The 22,678-nt window shown below is 62.3% G+C and carries 19 protein-coding genes and 1 tRNA gene; 8 read left to right on the top strand and 12 right to left on the bottom strand.

Going from position 1 to position 22,678, the window contains the following annotated elements; genetic code table 11:
- Positions 1-177: 177 nt before the first annotated feature.
- The 3 genes from pntB to yqhD form a co-directional block, all read right to left on the bottom strand.
- Positions 178-1,662: a Re/Si-specific NAD(P)(+) transhydrogenase subunit beta gene (gene pntB / locus ACT5M9_RS13150; protein WP_457982503.1), complete on the bottom strand. Its 1,485-nt coding sequence runs from the start codon at positions 1,660-1,662 to the stop codon at positions 178-180.
- A gap of 11 nt (positions 1,663-1,673) precedes the next feature.
- On the bottom strand, positions 1,674-3,200 hold the full coding sequence (locus ACT5M9_RS13145; protein WP_457982505.1) for a Re/Si-specific NAD(P)(+) transhydrogenase subunit alpha: 1,527 nt from the start codon (positions 3,198-3,200) through the stop codon (positions 1,674-1,676).
- Positions 3,201-3,706: 506 nt separating this feature from the next.
- On the bottom strand, positions 3,707-4,870 hold the full coding sequence (yqhD, locus tag ACT5M9_RS13140; RefSeq protein ID WP_457982507.1) for an alcohol dehydrogenase: 1,164 nt from the start codon (positions 4,868-4,870) through the stop codon (positions 3,707-3,709).
- 140 nt (positions 4,871-5,010) lie between these two features.
- Between yqhD and ACT5M9_RS13135 the strand changes: the two genes are divergently transcribed.
- Both ACT5M9_RS13135 and ACT5M9_RS13130 read left to right on the top strand, forming a co-directional pair.
- On the top strand, positions 5,011-5,913 hold the full coding sequence (locus ACT5M9_RS13135; RefSeq protein ID WP_457982508.1) for an AraC family transcriptional regulator: 903 nt from the start codon (positions 5,011-5,013) through the stop codon (positions 5,911-5,913).
- A gap of 205 nt (positions 5,914-6,118) precedes the next feature.
- Positions 6,119-6,562: a GNAT family N-acetyltransferase gene (locus tag ACT5M9_RS13130; protein ID WP_457982509.1), complete on the top strand. Its 444-nt coding sequence runs from the start codon at positions 6,119-6,121 to the stop codon at positions 6,560-6,562.
- 123 nt (positions 6,563-6,685) lie between these two features.
- On the opposite strand, the gene ACT5M9_RS13125 is transcribed toward ACT5M9_RS13130, so the two are convergent.
- Positions 6,686-8,575 (bottom strand): methyl-accepting chemotaxis protein, encoded by a 1,890-nt coding sequence (locus ACT5M9_RS13125; RefSeq protein WP_457982510.1) that lies wholly within the window; start codon positions 8,573-8,575, stop codon positions 6,686-6,688.
- Between the two features lie 220 nt (positions 8,576-8,795).
- Positions 8,796-9,695 (bottom strand): LysR substrate-binding domain-containing protein, encoded by a 900-nt coding sequence (locus ACT5M9_RS13120; RefSeq protein WP_457982512.1) that lies wholly within the window; start codon positions 9,693-9,695, stop codon positions 8,796-8,798.
- Positions 9,696-9,798: 103 nt separating this feature from the next.
- On the opposite strand from ACT5M9_RS13120, the gene ACT5M9_RS13115 reads away from it, so the two are divergent.
- Positions 9,799-10,395: a LysE family translocator gene (locus ACT5M9_RS13115; RefSeq protein WP_457982514.1), complete on the top strand. Its 597-nt coding sequence runs from the start codon at positions 9,799-9,801 to the stop codon at positions 10,393-10,395.
- A gap of 37 nt (positions 10,396-10,432) precedes the next feature.
- On the opposite strand, the gene ACT5M9_RS13110 is transcribed toward ACT5M9_RS13115, so the two are convergent.
- From ACT5M9_RS13110 to ACT5M9_RS13100, 3 genes are all read right to left on the bottom strand, one after another.
- A complete protein-coding gene (locus ACT5M9_RS13110) occupies positions 10,433-11,257 on the bottom strand; it encodes an alpha/beta fold hydrolase (RefSeq protein ID WP_457982515.1) in 825 nt (274 codons plus the stop codon).
- Between the two features lie 197 nt (positions 11,258-11,454).
- A complete protein-coding gene (locus tag ACT5M9_RS13105) occupies positions 11,455-12,825 on the bottom strand; it encodes a phosphatidylserine decarboxylase family protein (protein ID WP_438551491.1) in 1,371 nt (456 codons plus the stop codon).
- Between the two features lie 316 nt (positions 12,826-13,141).
- A tRNA-Trp gene (locus ACT5M9_RS13100) sits at positions 13,142-13,218 on the bottom strand.
- 208 nt (positions 13,219-13,426) lie between these two features.
- On the opposite strand from ACT5M9_RS13100, the gene ACT5M9_RS13095 reads away from it, so the two are divergent.
- The 4 genes from ACT5M9_RS13095 to ACT5M9_RS13080 all read left to right on the top strand — a co-directional run bounded on the left by ACT5M9_RS13095 (position 13,427) and on the right by ACT5M9_RS13080 (position 16,336).
- On the top strand, positions 13,427-13,969 hold the full coding sequence (locus ACT5M9_RS13095; RefSeq protein WP_457982516.1) for a hypothetical protein: 543 nt from the start codon (positions 13,427-13,429) through the stop codon (positions 13,967-13,969).
- A 274-nt stretch (positions 13,970-14,243) separates the two neighbouring features.
- Positions 14,244-15,164 (top strand): aspartate carbamoyltransferase, encoded by a 921-nt coding sequence (gene pyrB / locus ACT5M9_RS13090; protein ID WP_438551489.1) that lies wholly within the window; start codon positions 14,244-14,246, stop codon positions 15,162-15,164.
- Between the two features lie 16 nt (positions 15,165-15,180).
- The gene (pyrI, locus tag ACT5M9_RS13085; RefSeq protein WP_349920181.1) at positions 15,181-15,645 is read left to right on the top strand and encodes an aspartate carbamoyltransferase regulatory subunit; all 465 of its coding nucleotides are present in this window, start codon (positions 15,181-15,183) and stop codon (positions 15,643-15,645) included.
- Positions 15,646-15,844: 199 nt separating this feature from the next.
- On the top strand, positions 15,845-16,336 hold the full coding sequence (locus tag ACT5M9_RS13080; RefSeq protein WP_438551488.1) for an arginine repressor: 492 nt from the start codon (positions 15,845-15,847) through the stop codon (positions 16,334-16,336).
- 202 nt (positions 16,337-16,538) lie between these two features.
- On the opposite strand, the gene ACT5M9_RS13075 is transcribed toward ACT5M9_RS13080, so the two are convergent.
- The 4 genes from ACT5M9_RS13075 to arcA form a co-directional block, all read right to left on the bottom strand.
- On the bottom strand, positions 16,539-17,945 hold the full coding sequence (locus ACT5M9_RS13075) for a YfcC family protein (RefSeq protein ID WP_457982518.1): 1,407 nt from the start codon (positions 17,943-17,945) through the stop codon (positions 16,539-16,541).
- A gap of 122 nt (positions 17,946-18,067) precedes the next feature.
- Positions 18,068-19,072 carry an ornithine carbamoyltransferase gene (gene argF / locus ACT5M9_RS13070; RefSeq protein ID WP_100859991.1) on the bottom strand — a complete coding sequence of 335 codons (1,005 nt, stop codon included), beginning with the start codon at positions 19,070-19,072 and terminating at the stop codon, positions 18,068-18,070.
- A 69-nt stretch (positions 19,073-19,141) separates the two neighbouring features.
- A complete protein-coding gene (gene arcC, locus ACT5M9_RS13065) occupies positions 19,142-20,068 on the bottom strand; it encodes a carbamate kinase (RefSeq protein ID WP_457982520.1) in 927 nt (308 codons plus the stop codon).
- A gap of 61 nt (positions 20,069-20,129) precedes the next feature.
- On the bottom strand, positions 20,130-21,350 hold the full coding sequence (gene arcA, locus ACT5M9_RS13060; RefSeq protein WP_332502980.1) for an arginine deiminase: 1,221 nt from the start codon (positions 21,348-21,350) through the stop codon (positions 20,130-20,132).
- A 747-nt stretch (positions 21,351-22,097) separates the two neighbouring features.
- Between arcA and ACT5M9_RS13055 the strand changes: the two genes are divergently transcribed.
- Positions 22,098-22,274 (top strand): hypothetical protein, encoded by a 177-nt coding sequence (locus ACT5M9_RS13055; RefSeq protein WP_457982522.1) that lies wholly within the window; start codon positions 22,098-22,100, stop codon positions 22,272-22,274.
- Positions 22,275-22,678 lie beyond the last annotated feature (404 nt).

The raw sequence follows: 22,678 nt of genomic DNA, 5'->3' as shown, positions 1-22,678 counted from the left end.
TCACCGGATTGCGAACCGGATCACGATTCAGGCTCCAAACAAGCCCACTCATTGCCCGCCGGCGAGTGCCACTTCTCACCGCCCCCCAGGCCAACTAGCCCGGGGCCCAGGCTGGCCGCCGGATCCCGGGCAATAAAAAAGGAGGCCTGAGCCTCCTTTTTACATTCCTTGCAACGCTTACAGCGCCTTGAGGATCGCCTCGACGCTGGCCTTGGCATCGCCAAACAGCATCTGGGTGTTTTCCTTGAAGAACAGCGGGTTCTGGACACCGGCGTAGCCGGTATTCATGGAGCGCTTGAAGCCGATGACGTTCTGCGCCTTCCACACTTCCAGCACCGGCATGCCGGCGATGGGGCTGCCCGGATCTTCCATGGCGGCCGGGTTGACGGTGTCGTTCGCACCGATCACCAGCACCACGTCGGTGTCGCCGAAGTCCTCGTTGATCTCGTCCATTTCCAGCACGATGTCGTAGGGGACCTTGGCTTCCGCCAGCAGCACGTTCATGTGGCCCGGCAGACGACCGGCAACCGGGTGGATACCGAAGCGCACCTTGACGCCGCGATCACGCAGCTTCTGGGTGATCTCGGCCACCGGATACTGGGCCTGCGCCACCGCCATGCCGTAGCCCGGGGTGATGATGACGGAGCTGGCGCTTTTCAGCATGTCGGCCACGTCTTCGGCGTTGGTCTCGCGGTACTCGCCCAGTTCCTGGTCGACGGTGGAGGCCACGCCGTCGGAGCCGAAGCCACCGGCGATCACCGAGATGAAGGAGCGGTTCATCGCCTTGCACATGATGTAGGACAGGATGGCACCGGAGGAACCCACCAGGGCACCGGTCACGATCAGCAGGTCATTGGAGAGCATGAAGCCCGCCGCCGCCGCCGCCCAACCGGAGTAGGAGTTCAGCATGGAGACCACCACCGGCATGTCCGCGCCACCGATGGAGGCGACCAGGTGCCAGCCGAACGCGAAGGCGATCAGTGTCATCAGCAGCAGGGCGAAGGTGGAGCCACCGGCGTTGACGAAGTGGATCATCAGCGCCAGGGAGACCAGCACGGCCAGCAGGTTCAGCTTGTGGCGATGGGGCAGTTGCAGCGGCTTGGAGGAGATGAGGCCTCTCAGCTTGCCGAACGCGACTATGGAGCCGGTGAAGGTCACTGCACCGATGAAGACACCGAGGAAGACTTCCACCAGGTGAATGTTCAGCATGGCGCCGGACAGGTGCTCGACCTGGGCGATGCTGGCCGCCTGCTCGAACGCCGCCCGGGCAGCCGCCAGAGTCGCATCCAGGTTGGAACCGACGGAGACCACCACCTCGGCGGGTGCGGAGGGGTGCAGATCGATGAAGCTGTTGAAGCCCACCAGCACCGCCGCCATGCCCACGAAGCTGTGCAGCACGGCCACCAGCTCGGGCATCTCTGTCATCTCGACCTTGAGCGCCAGACGCACGCCGATGGCGCCGCCGATGACCATGGCCAGGATGATCCAGTGCACGCCACTGGTTTCCGGGTTGAACACGGTGGCGAGCAGGGCGATGGCCATACCCGCGATACCGAACAGGTTGCCATGCTTGGCCGTCTCTTGCTTCGACAGTCCCGCGAGACTGAGGATGAAGAGCACGGCGGCAACGATATAGGATGCTGTTACCAGTCCTTGAGACACGTTAAACCCCCTTAATCCTTACGGAACATCTTCAGCATGCGCTGAGTAACGGTGAAGCCACCGAAGATGTTGATACTGGCAATCAGCACGGCGATAAAGGCCAACACGGTGACCAGGGTCGACCCTTGCCCTATCTGCAGCAGGGCACCGACCACGATAATGCCGGAGATGGCATTGGTGACCGACATCAGCGGCGTGTGCAGGGAGTGGGAGACGTTCCACACCACGTAGTAACCGACCACGCAGGCCAGGATGAAGACGGTGAAGTGGGAGAGGAAGGCGGCAGGGGCCACCGCAGCCACCCAACCGAAGGCCGCGATGCCGAGGGCACCCCAGACGAACTTCTTGTTGGAGGGTTTCTTCTCTTCAACCTTCTTCGGCGCAGCCTTGGCGGCCGGCTTCTGGGGGGCGGCGGAGACGGAAATCGCGGGGGGCGGGAAGGTCACTTCACCGGCCTGGATCACCGTCATGTTGCGCTGGACCACGTCCTCGAAGTCGATGGCGACCTGGCCGTCCTTCTCCTTGCACATCAGCTTCATCAGGTTGACCAGGTTGGTACCGTAGAGCTGGGAGGATTGGGCGGGCAGACGACCCGGCAGATCGGTGTAGCCGATCACCTTGACGCCATTCGGGGTGACGAACAGCTCGGTCGGCACAGTGTATTCGCAGTTGCCGCCGGTGGCGGCCGCCAGATCCACGATCACCGAACCCGGCTTCATGCTGTCCACCATCTCTTTGGTGATCAGCTTGGGAGCGGGACGGCCCGGGATCAGGGCTGTGGTGATGATGATGTCCACTTCCTTGGCCTGCTGGGCGAACAGCTCCATCTCGGCCTTGATGAACTCGTCGGACATGACCTTGGCGTAGCCGTCGCTGGAGGCGCCATCTTCGCCGCCGAAGTCCAGCTTGAGGAACTCACCCCCCATGGACTCGATCTGCTCGGCCACTTCCAGACGGGTGTCGAAGGCACGCACGATAGCGCCGAGGGAACCGGCGGTCCCGATGGCGGCCAGGCCGGCAACGCCGGCACCGATCACCAATACCTTGGCAGGGGGAACCTTGCCGGCGGCGGTGATCTGACCGGTGAAGAAGCGACCGAACTGGTGGGCGGCTTCGACCACGGCGCGATAGCCACCGATGTTGGCCATGGAGGAGAGGGCATCCAGGGACTGGGCACGGGAGATCCGCGGCACCATGTCCATCGCCATCACATTGATGTTGCGCGCGGACAGCTTCTCGACCAGCTCGGGGTTCTGTGCGGGCCAGATGAAGCTCACCAGGGTGGCACCATCCTTAATTTGTGCGATCTCGGCGTCGGTCGGCGCATTGACCTTGAAGATGAGGTCGGCTTGCCAGACGCTCGGCACCACGCTGGCACCGGCAGCCTCGAAGGCGGCATCATCGAAGCTGGCCAGCTGGCCGGCACCGGCCTCGACAGCAACCTCGAAGCCGAGCTTTTTCAGCTGCTCGACGGTGGCCGGGGTCGCTGCGACCCGGGTCTCACCGGCGAGACTCTCTCTCGGTATTCCAATCTGCATGACTATTCCCTGATGGTTAATAAACAATCATTGCCCAGTCTCTCATGTCTGAGCCGACAAGGCATGACCAAAGTGCAGGTCACGGGCCCTTTGTTATGAAAATCAGCAGGCTTTACCTCAACCTCCTGTCATGGTCAGGCCCCCGCTTTTCAGGCGCGAAGGTGATTAGTATCAAATTTTGGAGTTTTATTACAACCGCAGCCCGGACGGCGCCGGTACAGATTTCAGCCCACCGAGGGCCATGATTAAAAAAAACAAACTAAATTAGCGACTTATACCAGCAAAAAGCACCAAAAAAAGTGATCCAACCAGTCAAAAAAAATGTTTAACCGGCCCTCTATCTTAGCGTTTTTTGTTCTTACGAAATCTGCCGTTGGCGCATGGGATGAGACGAAGCGGAAAAAAGTAACCGTTTTGTAACGTTAAGGGGCCGCTTCCCCGCCCGCAGGCAGAGGAAGGGCCCCGCTATTCATCTGTGGCCGGCGCCATCGGTGGGCATGCGCCCCTTACCAGGCCGCCTCATAAATATGCTTGCTCTGGGCAAGATCGATGTCGCCGTGCTCCCCGAGGGCGGTCATGCCGTGCTCTTCCAGCTTGGCCAGCAGGGTGTCGATCTGGGCGTCGGCCATGCCGTAGTCCCGCAGCCGGGTCTTGATCCCCATGCGCTCGAAGAAGTCGCGGGTGGCGGCGATGGCGCCGTCGATGCGCTCCTCCTCGCTGCCGCTGCGCAGATCCCAGACCCGCTCGGCGTATTGCAGCAGCTTGGCGCGTTTCTGCTCACGCTTGGCATCGAGCAGGGCCGGCAGTACCACGGCCAGGGTCTGGGCGTGGTCGAGGCCGTGCAGGGCGGTGATCTCGTGGCCCAGCATGTGGGTCGCCCAGTCTTGGGGCACGCCGGCACCGATCAGGCCGTTCAGAGCCAGGGTGGCGCTCCACATGATGTTGGCGCGCACGTCGTAGTTTTCCGGCTCCACCAGCGCCTTGGGGCCTTCCTCGGCCAGGGTCAGCAGCAGGCCTTCGGCGAAGCGATCCTGCACCTTGGCGTCGACCGGGTAGGTGAGGTACTGCTCCAGGGTGTGGACGAAGGCATCCACCACGCCGTTGGCGACCTGACGGGCCGGCAGTGTGTAGGTGAGCACGGGATCCAGCACGGCGAAGCGCGGCATCACGAAGGGGGAGAAGAAGTGCTGCTTGTCGCCACTGCTCTTGCGGGTGATGACGGCCCCCATGTTCATCTCGGAGCCGGTGGCCGGCAGGGTCAGCACGGCGCCGAGGGGAATGGCGGAGGCCACGTCACCGCCGACTGTCTCTAGGATGTGCCAGGGATCCTGGGCCAGATCGTAGTGGGCGGCGGCGGCGATGAACTTGGTGCCGTCCAGCACGGAACCACCACCGACCGCCAAGAGGAAGTCCACCTTCTCGGCGCGGGCCAGTTCGACGGCGCCCATCAGGGTCTCGTAGGTGGGGTTCGGCTCGATGCCGCCGAATTCGAACAGGGTCATGCCCGCCAGATCCTGTTTGATCTGGGCCAGCAGGCCGCTGCGCACCACGCTGCCGCCGCCGTAGGTGATCAGGATGCGGGCGTTCCTGGGGAGCTGCTCGCGCAGATGGGCGACCTGGCCCTTGCCGAACAGGACCTTGGTCGGGGTGTGCAGAGTGAAGTTGTGCATGGGGATTACCTCGGGATGACTGCGCGGCCTGGCCGCAAAATGATGGTTGCATTTTTCTACAGCACACCCTTACCATCAAGGCAACATTCTGCACATTACTTGCCTATTCCTACAAACATTGGAATTCAACTGGAGTCACCATGTCCGACCGCTACGCCGAACTCGCCGCCAGGCTGACCCGCCACGTGGCGGCCCCCGGCATCACGCCCTCCCCGGTGGCCCAGGTCAATCTCATCTATACCACCGAGCCCCACGGCCGCCTGCCGGTGCTCTATCAGCCGCGGATGATAGTGATCCTGCAGGGGCACAAGGTGGGTTACCTGGCGGATCAGGTGTTTCGCTACGATCCCAACCACTACCTGCTGATGACCCTGCCCCTGCCGTGCGAGTGCGAGTGCTTCGCCTCCCCCGAGCAGCCCCTCATCGGCTTTTCCCTCGAGATCAACGTCGCCACCCTGCAGGAGCTGCTGCTGGAGCTGGGAGACAGCCTGCCCCCGCCGCCGCCCCAGAAGAGCGGCGTGCTGGCGGTGCCCCTCTCGGAGCAGATGTTCTGCGCCGCCGAGCGACTCATCGATCTGATGGACAAGCCCCAGCACGCCCGGGTGCTGGGGCCCCAGACGGTGCGCGAGATGCTGTTCTACGCCCTGCACGAGGGGGGCGGCCCGGCGCTGCAGGCGCTCGCCAACCGCCACAACCACATGGGGCAGATTGCCCGGGTGCTGCGCCTCATCGAGCAGCGCTACGCCGACACCCTGACCATGGAGGAGCTGGCCCGGGAGGTGAACATGAGCGTGTCGGCCTTCCATCACCACTTCAAGGCGGTCACCGCCACCTCGCCCCTGCAGTACATCAAGTCGTTCAGGCTGCACAAGGCGCGGCTCATGATGCTGCACGACGGCATCAAGGCCGGGGCGGCAGCGGCCCGGGTCGGCTACGAGAGCAACTCCCAGTTCAGCCGGGAGTACAAACGCTACTTCGGCAGCACCCCCACGGATCAGGCCTCCCGCTTCCGGGACGGTCAGTTGCGCATCATGGAGGGATGAGAGCCTGACCTGCAGGGCTGCGAACGCCCTGCGTCAGTTTCTGCAACCCGGTCGACGATGAATTGACCTGCCGCAAGCAAGGGGGAGAGAGGGTCACAACCCCCTCGCCAGCGCGCCCGGGAGCCCTTACCCTCTCCTTGACCCGTGCATAGTCAGAGCGACGGGCCGCTCTCCCTTCCCTGCCCCATCCCACAAGGAGCCGCCTGTGAACATCCTCCAAGCCAGAATCGACGACATCCCTCGCGTCGCCCCCCTGTTCGTGCAATACCGCGAGTTCTACCGGGTGCCCGCCGCCCCCGCCGCGGCCGAAGCCTTCCTGCAGGCGCGCTGTGCCCGCCAGGAGTCGGTGCTGTTCCTGGCCGAGCACGAGGACGGCGAGGTGCTGGGCTTCGCCCACCTCTACCCCCTGTTCTGCTCCCTCGAGCTCAAGCCCATCTGGCTGCTGTACGACCTGTTCGTGGCACCGAGCGCCCGCAAGCAGGGGGTCGCCCAGGCCCTGCTCGAACGGGCGGACGAGCACGGTCACGCCACCGGCGCCGCCTTCCTGATGCTGAGCACGGCCACCGACAACCTGGGGGCCCAGTCCCTCTACGAGGGCCACGGCTATCACAGGGATCTCGAGTTCTACAGCTACATCAAGCCGCTCTGAGGCCCCCTCTCAACCGGGCCCTATGACGGCTCATCATTCATTCGGTGTATGGGCTTTGTATGTCCATGCTCACCATGAATAAAGGCGGCCTTAGCCGCCTTTTTCATCGTCATGGCACCGCCATCAGAGCCTGAAGCGGCCGATCTCCTGCTCCAGTCGTTCGGTCAGGGCCTTGAGGGCCGCCGCCTGTCTGGCTTCCTCCCGCGCCTGCTCCGCCAGATCCTGGGAGACGTGGCGGATGTTCTCGGTGTTGCGGCTGATCTCGCCGGTGACCGAGGTCTGTTCCTCCGCCGCCGCCGCTATCTGGGTCGCCATGTCGCTGATGGCACCGATGGCCTCGTTGATCTGGCCTAGGCTCAGGTTCGCCGCTTCGGCGTCCTCCACGCTGGTGCCCGCCAGCTGACGGCTGCTCTCCATGCCGCTGACGGCGCGGCGGGTGGTCTGTTGCAGCGCCTCTATCATCTGCTGGATCTCGGCGGTGGAGTCGTGGGTGCGGCGCGACAGCACCCGCACCTCGTCCGCCACCACGGCGAAACCGCGCCCCTGCTCCCCGGCCCGGGCCGCCTCGATGGCGGCGTTCAGGGCCAGCAGATTGGTCTGCTCGGCGATACCGCTGATGGTGGCCAGGATGCCGCTGATCTTCTGGGCATGGGTATCCAGCTCGTGGATGGTCTGGCTGGCATCGGCCACCTCATCGGCAAGCCCCGTGATGCTGCGCTGGCTCTGACCGACCTGGGACTGGCCCGCGACCGCGAGACGCACCGCATCCCCCGAGGTGGTGGCGGCAAACTCGGCGTTGCCGGCGATCTCCTGGGTGGCGGAGGCCATCTCGGTCACCGCCGTGGCCACCATGACGATCTCGTCCTGCTGCTGGCGCACCCGCTCGCTGCGGGACTCGGCGCCCTGGGCCTGGGCCCGGGACTGGGCCGCCAGTTCAGTGGTCACATCCCGCAACCGGCTGACGATGCCGTGCAGCCTGGCCACGAACTGGTTGAAGCTCTGGGCCAGCTGGCCCACCTCGTCCTGGCTGCGGGTGGCGATCTGCACCGTCAGATCCCCCTCTCCGTGGGCGATGTTGGCCAGCGCCTTGGACACCCGGCCGAGATCCGCGAACAGGTAGTTGAAGGTGGCGATGAGCAGGGCGCTGAACAGCAGCAGGAGCACCAGGGTCAGCCCCACCAACTGCCACAGCAGGGTGGCGAAGGGAGCCTCCAGCACATCCTTGTACATCACCATGGCCAGCAGCCAGTCGGTGCCGGGCACTCCCTGCACCGACAGCAGCACGGCGCGGCCGTCTATGGTGGCAGGGTGCAGCTCGCCGCTCTGGCTCCAGCCATCCAGGATGGCCCCCGAGAGATCCGGCGACAGCTCGGCCACCTGCTTGAGGGCCAGCTCCTTCTGGGGGTGGCCGACTATGAGGCCGGAGCGGTCCAGCAGCATGGCATAGCCCTCCCCCTGCACCTTCATGGCCAGCACCTCGTCGATCAACTTGTCGAGCGCCAGGTTGGCCCCCACAGCCCCCACCAGCTCGCCCTGATGGCTCACCGGTTCCGAGAGGGTCACCACCAGCTTCTGCATGGTCACACTCACATAGGGAGCGGTGACGATCAGCTGGCCCGCTTTCACCGCATCCTGATACCAGGGGCGTTCGCGCGGGTCATAGTTGCCGGTGTTGAGGGCGGGATCCTGCCGGGTCATCACCCCCTGGGTGGAACCGAAGTAGGTGAGACCGAAGCCGCCCGAGGTGTAGGCCTGCTTCAGGTGTGGTACCAGCTCGGCCTGCGGATTTTCGGCGATCAGGTTCACCAGGGCGTGTACCGCGTTCTTGCGATCCGCCATCCAGTCGCCGATGGCCACCGAGTAGGCATGACCGTAGTTGACGGCCTCGCTCTGGATGGCCGCCTGAGAGCGGGACTTGAGGGTATGGAAGGCGACCACGCCGAGCAGCGCCGCCATCAACAGCACTACCCCCAGGCTGGTCGCGAGCAACTTGCCGCGTAACGAGAGTGTCATGACTACAGATCCTTGTGGTGACTGGAGGCCAACAGAGTCCCCATATTCTTCAAGGCTATCGGCGCTCCGACACCGGGACTTTAGTGGCTCCGTTCAGTTTGTGCCTTTTAAGCCGCAGGACGTGCTGCGGATCACGGAAACGGCGACATCCTTGGCTACCGGCCTCCGCGTCGGTGAACAGGGTACCAAGGGTCGTCGAGTCGATGAGAACACGGCAGCATCAGAGCCGGGGCTCGCCTCCCAGCTCGGCCAGCAGCAGATCCAGCAGCGCGGGCGGGCGCTCCCCATGCCAGGCCAGCGCCGTGGTCACCACCTGCACCTCCCCCGCCAGGGGGCGGATCACCACGTTGGCCGGGGCGCTCTTGTGCAGGGTCTCGGGTACCAGAGCCACCCCCTGGCCACAACCCACGAAGGCCACCTGGGACGCCACGGTGCGCGCCTCGTGCAGCACCCGGGGGGCGAAGCCCGCCTCGTGGCAGCAGGCCATCAGGGTATCGAAGTAGGCCGGGTTGAGGGCGCGGGGAAAGAGTACGAAAGGTTCCTCCGCCAGGGCCGCCAGGGGCACGGACGCCTCCCCCGCAAGGGGATGGGCCAGGGGCAGGGCCACCGCCAGCCTGTCCTGCTTCAGGGGGCGCACTCGTATGCTGCCCTCATCCCGCCCGGCCAGCCGCACCAGGGCCAGATCCAGCTCGCCGCTCTCCAGCGCGGGTATGGCGTCGGCGCTGTCTATCTCCCGCACCGAGACGGTGACGCCGGGGTGGCTCAGCTTGAGTCGCTCTATCACCCCGGGCAGCTCGTCCAGCATGGCTGAGGTGATGGCCCCGATGGTCAGCAGCCCCACCTGACCGGAGGCCGCCTCCCGCACCGCCAGCTCCAGGTGTTCGAGCTGATCCGCCAGCCGCCGCACCGCGGGCAGGATCGCCTGCCCCGCCGGGGTGAGCTGCACCCCCTTTGGAGTGCGATCGAACAGCTTCACCCGCAGGGCGTGTTCCAGCACCTTGATCTGCTCGGTCAGGGGCGGCTGGGTCATGCCGAGGCGGCGGGCGGCGCGGCCGAAGTGGCGCTCCTCGGCCACCGCCAGAAACAGCCAGAGATGGCGAACGAGTCGGAAGTTGATCATATCGATAGCCTGTTCGAATCGGGTCGTTACTTTCTTTGGATTTTACGTATAGGCATAGGCTCACAACAATGGCGCCGACCCTCTCAACGGCATAGGAAGCGACGTGCAAGCCTACCTGATGTTTATCGCCATGGCGGGGCTCACCATACTGAGCCCCGGCCCCAGCACCCTCAAGTCCCTCACCAATGCCCTCAACCACGGGCTGGGACCGGCCCTCGTCGGCATGGCCGGCCTCACCTGCGGGGTGCTGGGGGTGGCCACCCTCTCCGCTACCAGCCTGGGGGTGCTCCTCGCCACCTCCCCCACCGTCTTCGAGTGGGTGCGCTACGGCGGCGTGCTCTACCTGGCCTGGCTCGGGGTGAAGCTGTGGCGCAGCCCCCCTCCCAGAATGGGTGAGAACCCGCCATCGGCCCGCCACCGGCTGTTCTGGGAAGGCGTCATGCTGCAATTCACGAATCCCAATGCGCTGATCTTCTTCCTCTCCATACTGCCGCAGTTTATCGACCATCGGCGCGCCTATTTGCCACAGTTCCTGCTGCTGGTTTCCAGCTTCTGCCTGCTGATGGTGCTGGTGCACGGCGGCTACATCCTCTCGGCCCGCAAGGCACGGCGCTGGCTGCAAGAGGGTGGCGGGCACTGGATCAACCGCCTCGGCGCCCTCGCCTTCGGGTTGCTCGCCATGGTGCTGCTGCGGGGCTAGGAGGCCCCTCACTCTCGATGCCCGCCAGGGGCGCGCATCACCCGGCGGTCATATAGCGCTCGCTTTCCTCGAAGAACTCGGCCAGCGCCCACCACATCAGCACAGGGTTCGAATACATGGGGAAGTGGCCGCAGCGGGGGATCTCGGTCAGCCTGACCCCGGCCTGCGACAGCGCCCCCAGATAGGAGAGGTGGGCGTTCTGCTCCCCGTACAGGAAGTGCCGGGGACACGGCAGCGCGAGGAACTTGCCGAGCAGGTCCCCCTCATCCGAATGGGCCACCATGGAGCGGAAGATGGGGCGCACCGCCTCGGTGCGTACCTTGTGACGCAGGCTGGCGGCATAGAGGGTGCTCGCCATGTCCCGGCCGTGGCGGGTGCGCGCAATGAAGGCGGCGAAGAAGGCCTCGTCACTCTCGGCCGGATGGGCCTGCACCTGACGACTCAGGAAACAATCCTCCGGCGCCAGGTTGCCCTCCATGCTGGTGAAGCTGAGCACCCGCTCGGGATGGCGATGAGCCAGCAGCAGGGCGGTCAGCCCGCCCATGGAGTGGCCCACCAGATGGAAGCGCCCGAACCCCTTGCTCTCGATCATCTTGAGTGCCGTCAGCACCAGCAGATCCAGACCGATGCGATCCGGCCTGTCCAGGGTGGTCGCCCCGCAGCCGGGGGCATCCCAGGCGAGGAAGGGGCGATCGTCGAAGTCGGGGTGGTGGACGAGGTCGGCGTAATCCTCCTTGGTGGAACCGAAGCCGTGCAGGAAGACGACGGGGGCACGCGTACCCGGGCGGCCGATGGCGGCGATGTCGAGCCGCACCTCCCCCAGTTGCAGGGCTTGGGTCCATTCGGTGAAGCGGGGGGACATGGGATCTCCTTGGTATGGGTGGGCCAACGATGGCGGCCCCCGATTATGGCCAGCCCCGGCGAGCCGGTGAATTTTGATCAGCGTATCGACATCATTCGCTCAGGCTATGGCGATGACGCAGTTCATTCGATTGACCAGCCCCTCGCGCCAATGGAAAAGGCCGCCAGATGGCGGCCTTTTGAGGCAACATTATATCCCTATTTCACCCTGGCGATGGCGGTGTTGAGCCGCATGTTGGTGGCATCCAGGCTCGGGGTCTGGCCATAGAAGTCGAACGCCAGCTCCACCCCCTTGCGAAACACCAGGCAGTGGGTCGAGCCGCCGAAGTGGAACATGCCGAGCTGGTCCCCCTTCTTCACCCTGTCCCCCGCCTTCACCGTGATGTCGCAGCTCGACACCTCGGCCATTCCCACAGGCACCACGCACATCAGGCCGATCTTGGGGTTGTCCGCCTCGATGAAGATCAGCGCCCGGGTCGCCACCGAGGTGAGGAAGGGCTGGGAGTTGTTGGGGGCGCTGGGATCCGCCCCATCGGCATCGAGGAAGCCCTCGTACTGGTTCTCCAGATAGTAGGTGCCGTTGACGACGCGCACCTTGCGGATGGTGCCGCTCACCGGACTGTGCCAGCGGTGGTAGCTCAAGGCGCTGAGGAAGGCCTGGTAGACGGTGCCGCCGTCGAACAGGGGCGCCGTGTCGTCGAAGTCGAGCATGTTGTCCAGGGAATAGGGCTGGCCCTTGAGCCAGAAGCGATCGCTGCGGCTCACTCCCGTCTTCACCTGCAGGGGCGCCGACTCGCAGGCATTGACGATGACGCTGTCATCCTCCGGGGAGGAGACCGGCCGCACGCCGGGTCGGAAGGTGCGGGTGAAGAAGTCATCCCAGCAGCCGAAGCCATGGTAGTCCGCCGCCGGATCGCACTGGAAGATGGCATCGAAACGGGTCGGGGTCGGATTGCTGCCCGCCCCCAGGGCAGAGCCGGCGACCTTCACCATCTCGGCCTGAGCCACTTCGCCGAGCCAGGGGACGATCAGGGTCTCCCTGTCCAGCCGGCTGACCGGCTCGGTCAGCACGTAGCGGGAGGCCTGGCTTTGCAGAAACTGCGACCAGTAGCCGAGGATCTTCTTGAACTGCTGATTGACCAGGGCGTTGGCGAAGAACAGGTAGCCGGATCGGGTTGCCATGGGCCAGTCCAGCAGGGCGTTGATGGGGAAGCCGATGAGGCCGGAGGGCTCGTGGGTCGGGATGTCCTGATAGGCTTCCGGGGCCGTGGTCATGATGCCGTTGAGCAGGACCAGGAACTCGTCGAAATTCTTCAATGCTATCTGCCCGATAGGTGTCAGGTGTTCGTGGCGCCAGGCCTCCTTGAACATGGCGTCGGCCTGGGCGTGCAACAGGGGATCGGACTTCACCAGATCCTGCAGCTGGGCGATGGGTGCCACCAGCGGCCTCGGCTGCTGCGCCACATAACGCTGCAACCGCTTGACCCAACGATCGATGTGGGCCTGATCCTGCGGTACCCAACCACCGGGGCGGGACTTGTTCAATCGGGTTTCAACGGCCTTGTTCATCACTCATCTCCTCGCTCTCGCTTCGCGCTCCCCGTTGTCGGTCGGAACGCCCGGTTGCTTGTGCGCCCGCGTGAGGCGCAGCCCATGTGGTGTAGCACAGGGCGCAAGAACGTACGATTGCCAGAAACGACAGGGCAGAAAGCGGCAAGAGCGGCTAGCGAAGAAGGACTGGGCCAAGCCGTTGAGGCTCAAGGGATAAGACGGGAAGGCAGATCCGCGAGAATGGTCGGCGACGGCTGCCGGGCTGAGGAAGGCAGGAAAATGCGGATCACAGAAATGCGAAAGGCCAGCTCAATGAGCTGGCCTCTCTGAAAAATGGCAGGGGCGGCAGGACTCGAACCCGCAACCATCGGTTTTGGAGACCGCTGTTCTACCAATTGGAACTACGCCCCTGCAACAAACGAGGCGAATTATACAAAGCCGGGATCAAAGGTAAAGGCTTTTTTCGCACTTTCGATGCGATTGCGCAAATCACGAGCAGATGCCGCCGATTTTGGCAGCCTCAGGGGGTAACTCGCTGTATTTACAGCCTTGTCAGGGTAGGAAAGCCACCGAAATGGGGGTAGGGTGGGATCGGGAGCGAGGCAAGAGGAGGATGCTCATGCTCAATTACCGCTTACTTCAACAACTTGCACCACTCAACTTCAGGGATGAGAGCAAAACCGAGGCCCTGCCCGACTACCTGGCACGGGTCGGTCCCCAGGTCCCCTTCATTCCTTCCAACGTGCTGACCCAGTGGATTTATCGCCATTGGCGCGGTTTCGAGTCCAACTGGAGCTTTATCGATCTCGCCAGCCACAGCTTCGAGTGCGAACACTGGCCCACAGAGCGCGTGCTGACCGACATCGACTCCCGCCACATGGAGGTGATCGATCGCTGGGGAGAGCTGCTGCGCCACAATCGCTACGTACGCCGCTCCTGGCTCGGGGAGAAGATGCTGGCCCTGGGCACCTGGTCCGAGCCCATCATAGTGCTGGAGCCCGAGCCCGATGCCTGCTACCCCGACGGCCAGCCCCTGCCCCACCCCTATTGCCTGCTGGAGGGACACCACAGGCTCGGCTACCTGCGCAGCATGGCGCAGGATGGCCTGCCCCTGGAGCCACACCACCAACTCTGGGTTTGTCGACCCGTTCGTGTCAGTTAAACGTTTTTTTGCCGAAAAAGTGCCTCTGAAATAAATTTTTGACAATTCAAAAACCGACTCTATAATCGTTGCGGTTTTGAAAAAGGTCGGGACAGGACGATGCCGTTTTTGATGAAAAAAACAGCCTTGCAGACGGGTGGAGCGCACCAGAGCGGCCCCGTTGTTTCCGGTTCCCGACCCACAGATCCCCAATTGTTTTTAAAAAGAGCCCCTGTTTCAGGGGCTTTTTTTTGTGCCCGAAAAACCCTCATCAACGCCAAAGGGAATGCAGACGATGACCAATCCTCTCTATAAAAAACACGTCATCTCCATCTCGGATCTGACCCGCTCCGACATGGAACTGGTGGTCGCCACCGCACAGCGGTTGAAGGCCGAACCCGACACCCGCCTGCTGAAAGACAAGCTGGTCGCCAGCTGCTTCTTCGAGGCCTCCACCCGCACCCGCCTGTCGTTCGAGACCGCGGTGCAGCGCCTTGGCGGCAACATCATCGGCTTCGCCGACGGCGGCAACACCAGCGCCAAGAAGGGGGAGACCCTGGCGGACTCCATCAAGATCATCGGCTCCTACAGCGATGCCGTGGTGATGCGCCACCCGAAGGAGGGGGCCGCCCGCCTCGCCTCCGAGTTCTCCCGGGTGCCCGTCATCAACGGCGGTGACGGCTCCAACCAGCATCCGACCCAGACCCTGCTCGACCTCTTCTCCATCCACGAGACCCAGGGCAAGCTGGACGGCCTCAACGTCGCCTTCGTCGGCGACCTGAAATACGGCCGTACCGTCCACTCCCTGGCCCAGGCCCTGAGCCTGTTCAACTGCCGCTTCTTCTTCATCTCCCCGGAGGCGCTGGCGATGCCGGACTACCTGTGCGAGGAGCTGGAGGAGAAGGGCATCCAGTTCAGCGTGCACGAGACCATGGAAGAGGTGATGCCTGAGCTCGACATCCTCTACATGACCCGGGTCCAGAAGGAGCGCTTCGACGAGACCGAGTACAAGCACATGGCCGCCAAGTTCGTGCTTGAAGTGGCCACCCTGGAAGGGGCCAAGCCGACCATGAAGATCCTGCATCCCCTGCCCCGGGTCGACGAGATCGAGGTCGCCGTCGACCAGACCCCCCACGCCTACTACTTCCAGCAGGCGGAGAACGGGGTCTATGCGCGCCAGGCACTGCTGGCACTTGTATTGAACGAAACCGTCTAAGGGAAAGGGGAACATCATGTCCGAGAAGAACCAACTGCAAGTCGAAGCCATCCGTCAGGGCTCCGTCATCGACCACATCCCCGCCGGCCAGGGCATCAAGATCCTCAAGCTGTTCCAGCTGATCGAGACCCAGGAGCGGATCACCGTCGGTTTCAATCTGAAATCCGGCGCCCTCGGCAAGAAGGATCTCATCAAGATCGAGCACACCCGGTTGACCGAACAGCAGGCGAACCAGCTCGCGCTGTTCGCCCCCAAGGCAACCGTCAACATCATCGAAGACTTCGTGGTGGTGAAGAAGCACCAGCTGGCACTGCCCGAGTTCATCACCGGGGTGTTCCACTGCCCGAACTCCAACTGCATCTCCCACAACGAGCCGGTGGACAGCTACTTCCGGGTGCGCGAGGTGAAGGGCGCGGTGCGCATGAAGTGCAAATACTGCGAGAAGTCCTTCACCCAGGACATCGTCAGCGAACGTTACTAATAGCCAGCTGGGCCCCACGGGGCCCATTTTTGACCCCTGTCACATCACTTATTCCCCCTTTGGTTATAATTTGCCATCCCATAACGGCTAAACCCCGCTCATTCGCTGCCTGATTCTTTTTCAACAGCATCTTTTGCTAATAAACAGATGAATGGCAGATGTGACGCATAGCCTCCGGCCATCATCAAAGGACATTCCCGTGGTCAAGATCCTCAGCCGTCCCGCCGAAACCGAGTCCGACCAGGCCCAGCTGGATGCCTGCCGCCAGATCATCGGTCAGCACTGTTACAGCACCCAGGAAGAGATCCGCCGCGAGCTGGCAGAACGGGGCTTCGCCGACATCAGCCAGTCCACCATCTCCCGCCTGCTGCGCCGCCTCGGGGTGGCCAAGGCCCAAAATGCGAACGGCAAGAAGGTCTACACCCTGGTGGACGAGCAGCTGGAGCCCGCCGGCAGCACCCGTTCCATCCACGACATGGTGCGCGGCGTGGTCCACAACCAGCAGATGGTGCTGGTGCACACCACACCGGGGGCCGCCACAGTGGTGGCCCGCCTGCTGGATCGCAACGCCGACCCGGAGATCCTGGGGGCCGTGGCCGGCAACGATGTGGTGCTGGTCGCCCCCCGTCACATCAGCCGCACCCGCCAGGCCCACGCCGCCGTGGTGCGCACCCTGGCCCAGGCACGCTGAGCCTTTCCCCCAGAATACGAATGCAAAAGGCGACCCGGGGTCGCCTCTTTTATATCCACTATATCCGCCTCTTTCTCTTGTCCTCTTTCTACCCCAATAGCAGGCTTTCGTGCCTTGCTCTCCGACGGGACATGGCCTCCACACCCCAAGCTCAATAAAAAACGGGAGCCAGCGGCTCCCGTTTCATTGCAGTACTTGTTTATCAGGCCAGCAGAGCCCCCAGACTCAGGCAGACCACGATCAGCACGGTCAGGATGCCGAGCAGCGGGGCCACCCACTTCAGCCAGCGCACATAGGGCACCTTGGCAATGGCCAGGCCACCCATGACCACGGCGGATGTCGGGGTCACCAGGTTCACCAGGCCGGAGGCAGACTGGTAGGCGGTGACCACCAGCTCGCGACCCACGTTGGCGAAGTCGGCGAGCGGCGCCATGATCGGCATGGTCAGCACCGCCAGACCGGAGGAGGACGGCACCAGGAAGGAGAGCACCACTTCCAGCACGAACATCACGTTGATGAACACCACTGTGGAGAGGCCGGTGACGATCCCTTCCGCACTGTGCAAGATGGTGTGGGTGATCATGCCGTTGTCCATCACCACGACGATACCGCGGGCGATACCTATGATGAGGGCCACGCCGAGCAGGTCACGGGCACCGTCGATGAAGTTGGAGGTCAGCTCCTCCTCGCTCATGCGGGAGATGACGCCCACTATGATGGCGGCGGCCAGGAAGACACCGGAGATCTGTGCCATCCACCAGCCGAGCACGGCCACCCCGTAGATCATCACGGCGAAGGCGGCGACGAAGATACCCAGTACGATTTTACGGGTCAGGGTGAACTCCAGCATCTCGTCACTCTTGTTGCCGAGGAAGTGGGCACGGTTCTCATCCCACTTGTCGGCCACCAGGGACTTGCTCGGATCGTTGCGCACCATCTTGGCGTAGCGCATCACGTAGGCCACACACAGCAGCCAGCCGGCCACCAGCATGGCGACGCGCAGCCAGATCCCGTCGGTGAAGGAGATGCCGGCGGCGTTGGCGGCAATCACGGTGGCAAACGGGTTGATGGTGGAGCCCAGGGTGCCGATACCGGCACCGAGCAAGACGGTTGCAGCGGCCACGACAGGGTCGAAGCGGGCGGCCATCATCACGGGCACCAGCAGGGTGTAGAACGGCAGGGACTCTTCCGCCATGCCGTAGATGGTGCCCCCTGCGGCGAACAGCGCCATCAGGATGGGGATCATCCACTCCTCGCGGCCACGCAGACGATCGGTGACGCGCTCGATACCGGCATCGATGGCCCCTGTCTTGGTCACTATGCCAAGGAAGCCGCCGATGATCAGGATGAAGAGGGAGACGTCGATGGCGCCAGCCTCATAGGTGTCGTGGTTGTAGAGGCCGTCGATGGGTGCCAGCAGCACGTCGACTATCCCCTGGGGATTCGCATCCACCAGCTTGTAGGTACCGGCTACCGGTACTTCCTTGCCGAGGGACTCGTTCATGGTCATGTCATATTTGCCCGCCGGCACTATCCAGCTCAGGGCGGCCACCAGGGCGATCAGCACAAACAGTATCGTGTAGGCTGACGGGAACTTGAATTTGGTCATGGTCCAGCTTCCTTCTGTGGGTGTGGTATCCATGTATCTGCGGGTTGTAGGGTTAGAGGTATTATGCCGCTGTCACATGGTCGAAAAGCCGGGGGTCACCCCCCGGCACCACTACTGCGACCTTAGTCGCCCAGCGTAGCAACCATCACTGCCTTGATGGTGTGCATCCGGTTTTCGGCCTCGTCGAATACGATGCTGTGCTCGGATTCGAACACGTCCTCTGTCACTTCCAGACCCTTCATACCGTACTTGTCGGCCACTTCCTTGCCCATGGTGGTCTCATCGTTGTGGAACGCCGGCAGGCAGTGCATGAATTTCACATCCGGGTTCTTGGTGGCGTTGATGACGTCCATGTTGACCTGATAGGGGGTCATCAGCTTGACGCGTTGATCCCAGGCTTCTTTCGCTTCACCCATGGAGACCCAGACGTCGGTGTAGAGGAAGTCGGCACCCAGCACACCTTCTTTCACGTCTTCGGTCAGGTGGATACGAGCGCCGGTCTCTTCGGCGATCTGGCGGCACTGGGCGACCAGCTCTTCTTCCGGCCAGAAGGCCTTGGGCGCAACCAGACGGATGTCCATGCCCATCTTGGCGGCACCGACCATCAGGGAGTTACCCATGTTGTTGCGAGCGTCCCCCAGGTAGGCGAACTTGATCTGATCCAGACGCTTGCCCTTGCCGTGCTCCAGCATGGTCATGAAGTCGGCCAGGATCTGGGTCGGGTGGAATTCGTTGGTCAGTCCGTTCCAGACCGGGACACCGGCGTAGGCACCCAGCTCTTCGACGATCTCCTGGCCATAGCCACGGTATTCGATGCCGTCATACATGCGGCCCAATACACGAGCGGTGTCCTTCATGGACTCCTTGTGCCCGATCTGGGAACCGCTTGGGCCGAGGTAGGAGACCTGGGCGCCCTGGTCGAAGGCCGCCACTTCGAACGCACAGCGGGTGCGGGTGGAGGTCTTCTCGAAGATCAGGGCGATGTTCTTGCCGGTCAGGTGCTTGCGCTCATAGCCACCGTATTTGGCCTTCTTCAGGTCGATGGCCAGATCGATCATGTATTGGATTTCGCGCGGGGTGAAGTCCAGCAGTTTCAGGAAGTTACGGTTACGCAGATTAAAAGCCATGATGAGTTCTCTCTATATTTGTTCAGACCAATTTGGGCAGTGTTGTTAACTACGCAGTGATTCAACGACTCAGGCATTCACGGTATTGGTGGCAACGATATTGGTACCGGCTTCGCCCCTCAGGATGGCCAGACCATCTTCCAGGGAGCCGATCCCGACCATACCGCCGGTCGCCTTGACGAATTCGCAGGACGCTTCGACCTTGGGCCCCATGGAGCCTGCATCGAACTTGACCCCTGCCAGCTCGTCCGGGCTGGTGACCCGCAGCGGACGCTGGGTCGGCTTGCCCCAATCCAGGTAGACGGCATCGGCGTCGGTCAGGATCAGCAGGGCGTCGGCCTTGATCTGCTTGGCCAGGTAGGCGGCAGACATGTCTTTGTCGATGACGGCTTCGATACCGGTCAGGCACTGGCCATCCCAGGTCACCGGAATGCCACCACCACCGGTACAGATGATGAGGTGACCCTGGGCGATCAAGGTTTCGATGGCGTCGCCTTCGACGATGCGCTGGGGCAGCGGGGACGGCACCACGCGGCGGAAGAACTTGCCGTCGGCCTTGACGCTCCACTGCTTCTCGGCAGCCAGGGTGCGGGCTTCAGCTTCTTCATAAACCGGGCCGATAAACTTGGTCGGGTTGGCGAAAGCGGGATCCTTGGGATCGACCTGGACCTGGGTCAGCAACGCGGTGACGTTGCGGCTCGGCATCAGGTTTTTCAGTTCCTGGATCAGCATGTAGCCGATCATGCCCTGGGACTCGGCGCCTAGCACATCCAGGGGATAGGGTGCGACCTTGGTGTAGGCGCTGTTTTGCAGGGCCAGCAGGCCGACTTGCGGGCCGTTGCCGTGTACCAGTACCACGTTGTAATCCTCGGCGATGCGGGCGATGGTCTTGGCGGCGGTGGCGATGTTCTTGCGCTGGATGTCAGCTTCAAGCGGCTCGCCGCGACGGAGCAGGGCATTGCCCCCCAGGGCGACGACGACAGTTGGTTTTTTCATAGCATTGATCTCGAGTGTGAGTCTGTGTGGCGCCAGCCTCCGCCGGCGCCACGCCGTCTTGTCAGATGCCGTCACGTTCCATCGGGCAGCTCATGCAGCGGGCGCCGCCGCGACCACGTCCCAGCTCTTCACCCGGGATGGGCAGCACTGTGATGCCAGCCTTGTCGTACTTCTCGTTGGTGTAGGTGTTGCGCTCGTAGCCCACGACCACCCCTGGACGCACGGTCAGCACGTTGTTGGCGTCGTTCCACTGCTCACGCTCGGCCTCGAAGGTGTCGCCGCCGGTGGTGATGAGCTTCAGCTGATCCACACCCAGCGCCTTCTCGATGGCGGTCACGAAGTAGCCTTCTTCCTTGATGTTCATGCCGGTGGCGCCGCCCGGGGTCAGGCTCCAGCAGTTCACATCCTTGCGGATGACTTCCGGATAGACGGAGAAGGTGTCTATGTCCATGTGGGTCATGACGGTATCCAGGTGCATGCAGCTGCGGTGTTTCGGCAGTTGCATGGCGATGACCTGCTTGGCCTGGCCGTGCTTGAACAGGCCGCGGGCCAGGTGCTCGACACCCTGTGGCGTGGTGCGCTCGGACATGCCGATGAGCACGGCGCCGCGGCCGATGACCAGGACGTCACCCCCTTCGATGGTGGAGTTGTCGTAGTCGCGCTCCTCGTCACCGAAGTACTTGATGAAGTCCTGACCGGCGAATTGCGGGTGCCAGCGGTAGATGGCCTTCACGTGGTTGGTTTCGCGGCGACGGGCGGCCTTGGCCATGGGGTTGATGGAGACGCCACCGTAGACCCAGCAGGAGGTGTCACGGGTAAAGAGGTGGTTGGGCAGCGGCTCGATGATGAAATCGGTCGGTGCGTGCATGCCCACTACCATGTTGACGCCGCTGTAGGGCATCTCGGAGTAGGTCAGACCGCCGGAGAGGATGCGGGCCAGCTCGCGGTGCGGCATGTCTGCCAGGAAGCAGCGTACGTCGTTGGCCAGTGCGGTGCCGAGGCGATAATCGGAGACCTGGTTTTGCAGCAGCCAGGCTTTGGCTTCCGGCACGTCCAGGGTTTCGGCCAGCAGATTGGTCAGCAGGAAGACTTCGACATTCTGATCGCGCAGCACTTGAGCGAATTTGTCGTGCTCCTGGCCGGCGCGTTCCACGGACAGGACGTCATCGAACAGCAGATCCTGACAGTTGGAAGGGGTCAGACGCTTCAGACTGAGGTTGGGGCGGTGCAGCATGACACGGCGCAATTGGCCAACTTCAGAACCTACATAAAATTTGCTCATGATTATATTCCGTCTAGCAGTGGTCCCTGCGAGTGATTGAATAGATTCCTTCTATTCTGGCTCGTGGCTAAGGCGGGATATTCTTTATGTAGGGTACTCGGCTTGTGTTCTATCCTGCCCTTGCCTTTCGACGCAGAGATTAGGCCTGCCAAGCACCACAAACTTAGACATTGATCACATTCAATCGGAACTGAATAAAACCATGAGTTAATTTTTGATGGAGTTTACATAAATGACATTTCTCCATTCACTCCATCTCAATAAATAAGCAAAAAAGGCCTCTTAAATTTCAACGAGAGAGCGTTTTCATTCATTGAAAATATCTACAAAGGGATATGCGAAATAATAAATGCAGCTATAAATCAATAAGATAAAAACAAATTACACGTGAATTGAATTTTCTATGCCTATGAGTGAATGGATCTTCGAAAAAGTCCCATTTGGCGTCCACATAAATAGTCACTCTCATCACCTGACCTGCATAATCAGTTTCTTGTTCCAGATCATGGCAATGACCCCAACCCGCTTCGGCGGCTCCTCAAATGACGGGCGTCGTCCTATGTCTCTTATATGGATATGCATTTTGTCCGCATCCGGATGGTGATTTTTTCAACCGTGCCGTTGCCGCCCGTTTTTAAACTTTTTTCATTAGTTGAATTTATCGTGCCTCCTTGCGGCGCCACCCGCCTCGGCTTAACTCAAACAGTGATCAGTATCACACCGAGTCCTGTCACCAAGGAGATATCCATGAAGGTCAAATCTCTGTTTCTGTTCATCGCCCTGGTCCTGCCCGCCACTCCGGCTCTGGTCAGCGCTCAGGGCGCCCCCGCCATGCCCCTGGTGGTCTGCCACGTCGGCCAGGCTCCCCAGATGCTGGTACCCGAATATGTGTGCCTATGGCATGGCGGCAGCCAGCACTACTAACCCCTGAGTCCAAGGGGAGGTCTCCTCCTCTTGGCCAGACCTGTGACTCCTCCCCTCTTATTCCTTGTTCTTCCCCCTCACTTCGTTTGTCCCGACCACCGGGTTATGAATGGTGGCGGCAACTATGAGCGCTGCCTGTTCAGGCCGTTGATGCCCCCCTCCTCTGGCCTCATCCCCAAGCCGCCATCTGCCGGCAGGCTGACTCGCTCCGGGGCGGGTTACCGGATCCCCCTTTAGCCTTGGGCAATATGGCGCCGAGGCTCGGGCCAAAGGACAGGTGTTCAGGCCACCTTCGCAAACGGCTCTGCCATTTGTTACGTTCCTGAACCTCAGTTAAATGGCGCGTGAGACATTCGCCATACGATGCGTGAGCAAAGCTCCCATCAAGCTCCCGCCATAGTCGG

The sequence above is a fragment of the Aeromonas sp. AE23HZ002T15 genome (assembly GCF_054165525.2).
This window is presented reverse-complemented; position numbering and strand designations above follow the sequence as displayed.

Bases quoted from the DNA above. Each gene is read 5' to 3' on its own strand.
- ACT5M9_RS13110 (WP_457982515.1), bottom strand. From the start codon at position 11,257: ATGTCCCCCCGCTTCACCGAATGGACCCAAGCCCTGCAACTGGGGGAG.
- arcC (WP_457982520.1), bottom strand. From the start codon at position 20,068: ATGAAAAAACCAACTGTCGTCGTCGCCCTGGGGGGCAATGCCCTGCTC.
- yqhD (WP_457982507.1), bottom strand. From the start codon at position 4,870: ATGCACAACTTCACTCTGCACACCCCGACCAAGGTCCTGTTCGGCAAG.
- ACT5M9_RS13120 (WP_457982512.1), bottom strand. From the start codon at position 9,695: ATGATCAACTTCCGACTCGTTCGCCATCTCTGGCTGTTTCTGGCGGTG.
- ACT5M9_RS13075 (WP_457982518.1), bottom strand. From the start codon at position 17,945: ATGACCAAATTCAAGTTCCCGTCAGCCTACACGATACTGTTTGTGCTG.
- ACT5M9_RS13095 (WP_457982516.1), top strand. From the start codon at position 13,427: ATGCTCAATTACCGCTTACTTCAACAACTTGCACCACTCAACTTCAGG.
- ACT5M9_RS13145 (WP_457982505.1), bottom strand. From the start codon at position 3,200: ATGCAGATTGGAATACCGAGAGAGAGTCTCGCCGGTGAGACCCGGGTC.
- pyrB (WP_438551489.1), top strand. From the start codon at position 14,244: ATGACCAATCCTCTCTATAAAAAACACGTCATCTCCATCTCGGATCTG.
- ACT5M9_RS13105 (WP_438551491.1), bottom strand. From the start codon at position 12,825: ATGAACAAGGCCGTTGAAACCCGATTGAACAAGTCCCGCCCCGGTGGT.
- argF (WP_100859991.1), bottom strand. From the start codon at position 19,072: ATGGCTTTTAATCTGCGTAACCGTAACTTCCTGAAACTGCTGGACTTC.
- arcA (WP_332502980.1), bottom strand. From the start codon at position 21,350: ATGAGCAAATTTTATGTAGGTTCTGAAGTTGGCCAATTGCGCCGTGTC.
- pyrI (WP_349920181.1), top strand. From the start codon at position 15,181: ATGTCCGAGAAGAACCAACTGCAAGTCGAAGCCATCCGTCAGGGCTCC.
- ACT5M9_RS13135 (WP_457982508.1), top strand. From the start codon at position 5,011: ATGTCCGACCGCTACGCCGAACTCGCCGCCAGGCTGACCCGCCACGTG.
- ACT5M9_RS13125 (WP_457982510.1), bottom strand. From the start codon at position 8,575: ATGACACTCTCGTTACGCGGCAAGTTGCTCGCGACCAGCCTGGGGGTA.
- ACT5M9_RS13055 (WP_457982522.1), top strand. From the start codon at position 22,098: ATGAAGGTCAAATCTCTGTTTCTGTTCATCGCCCTGGTCCTGCCCGCC.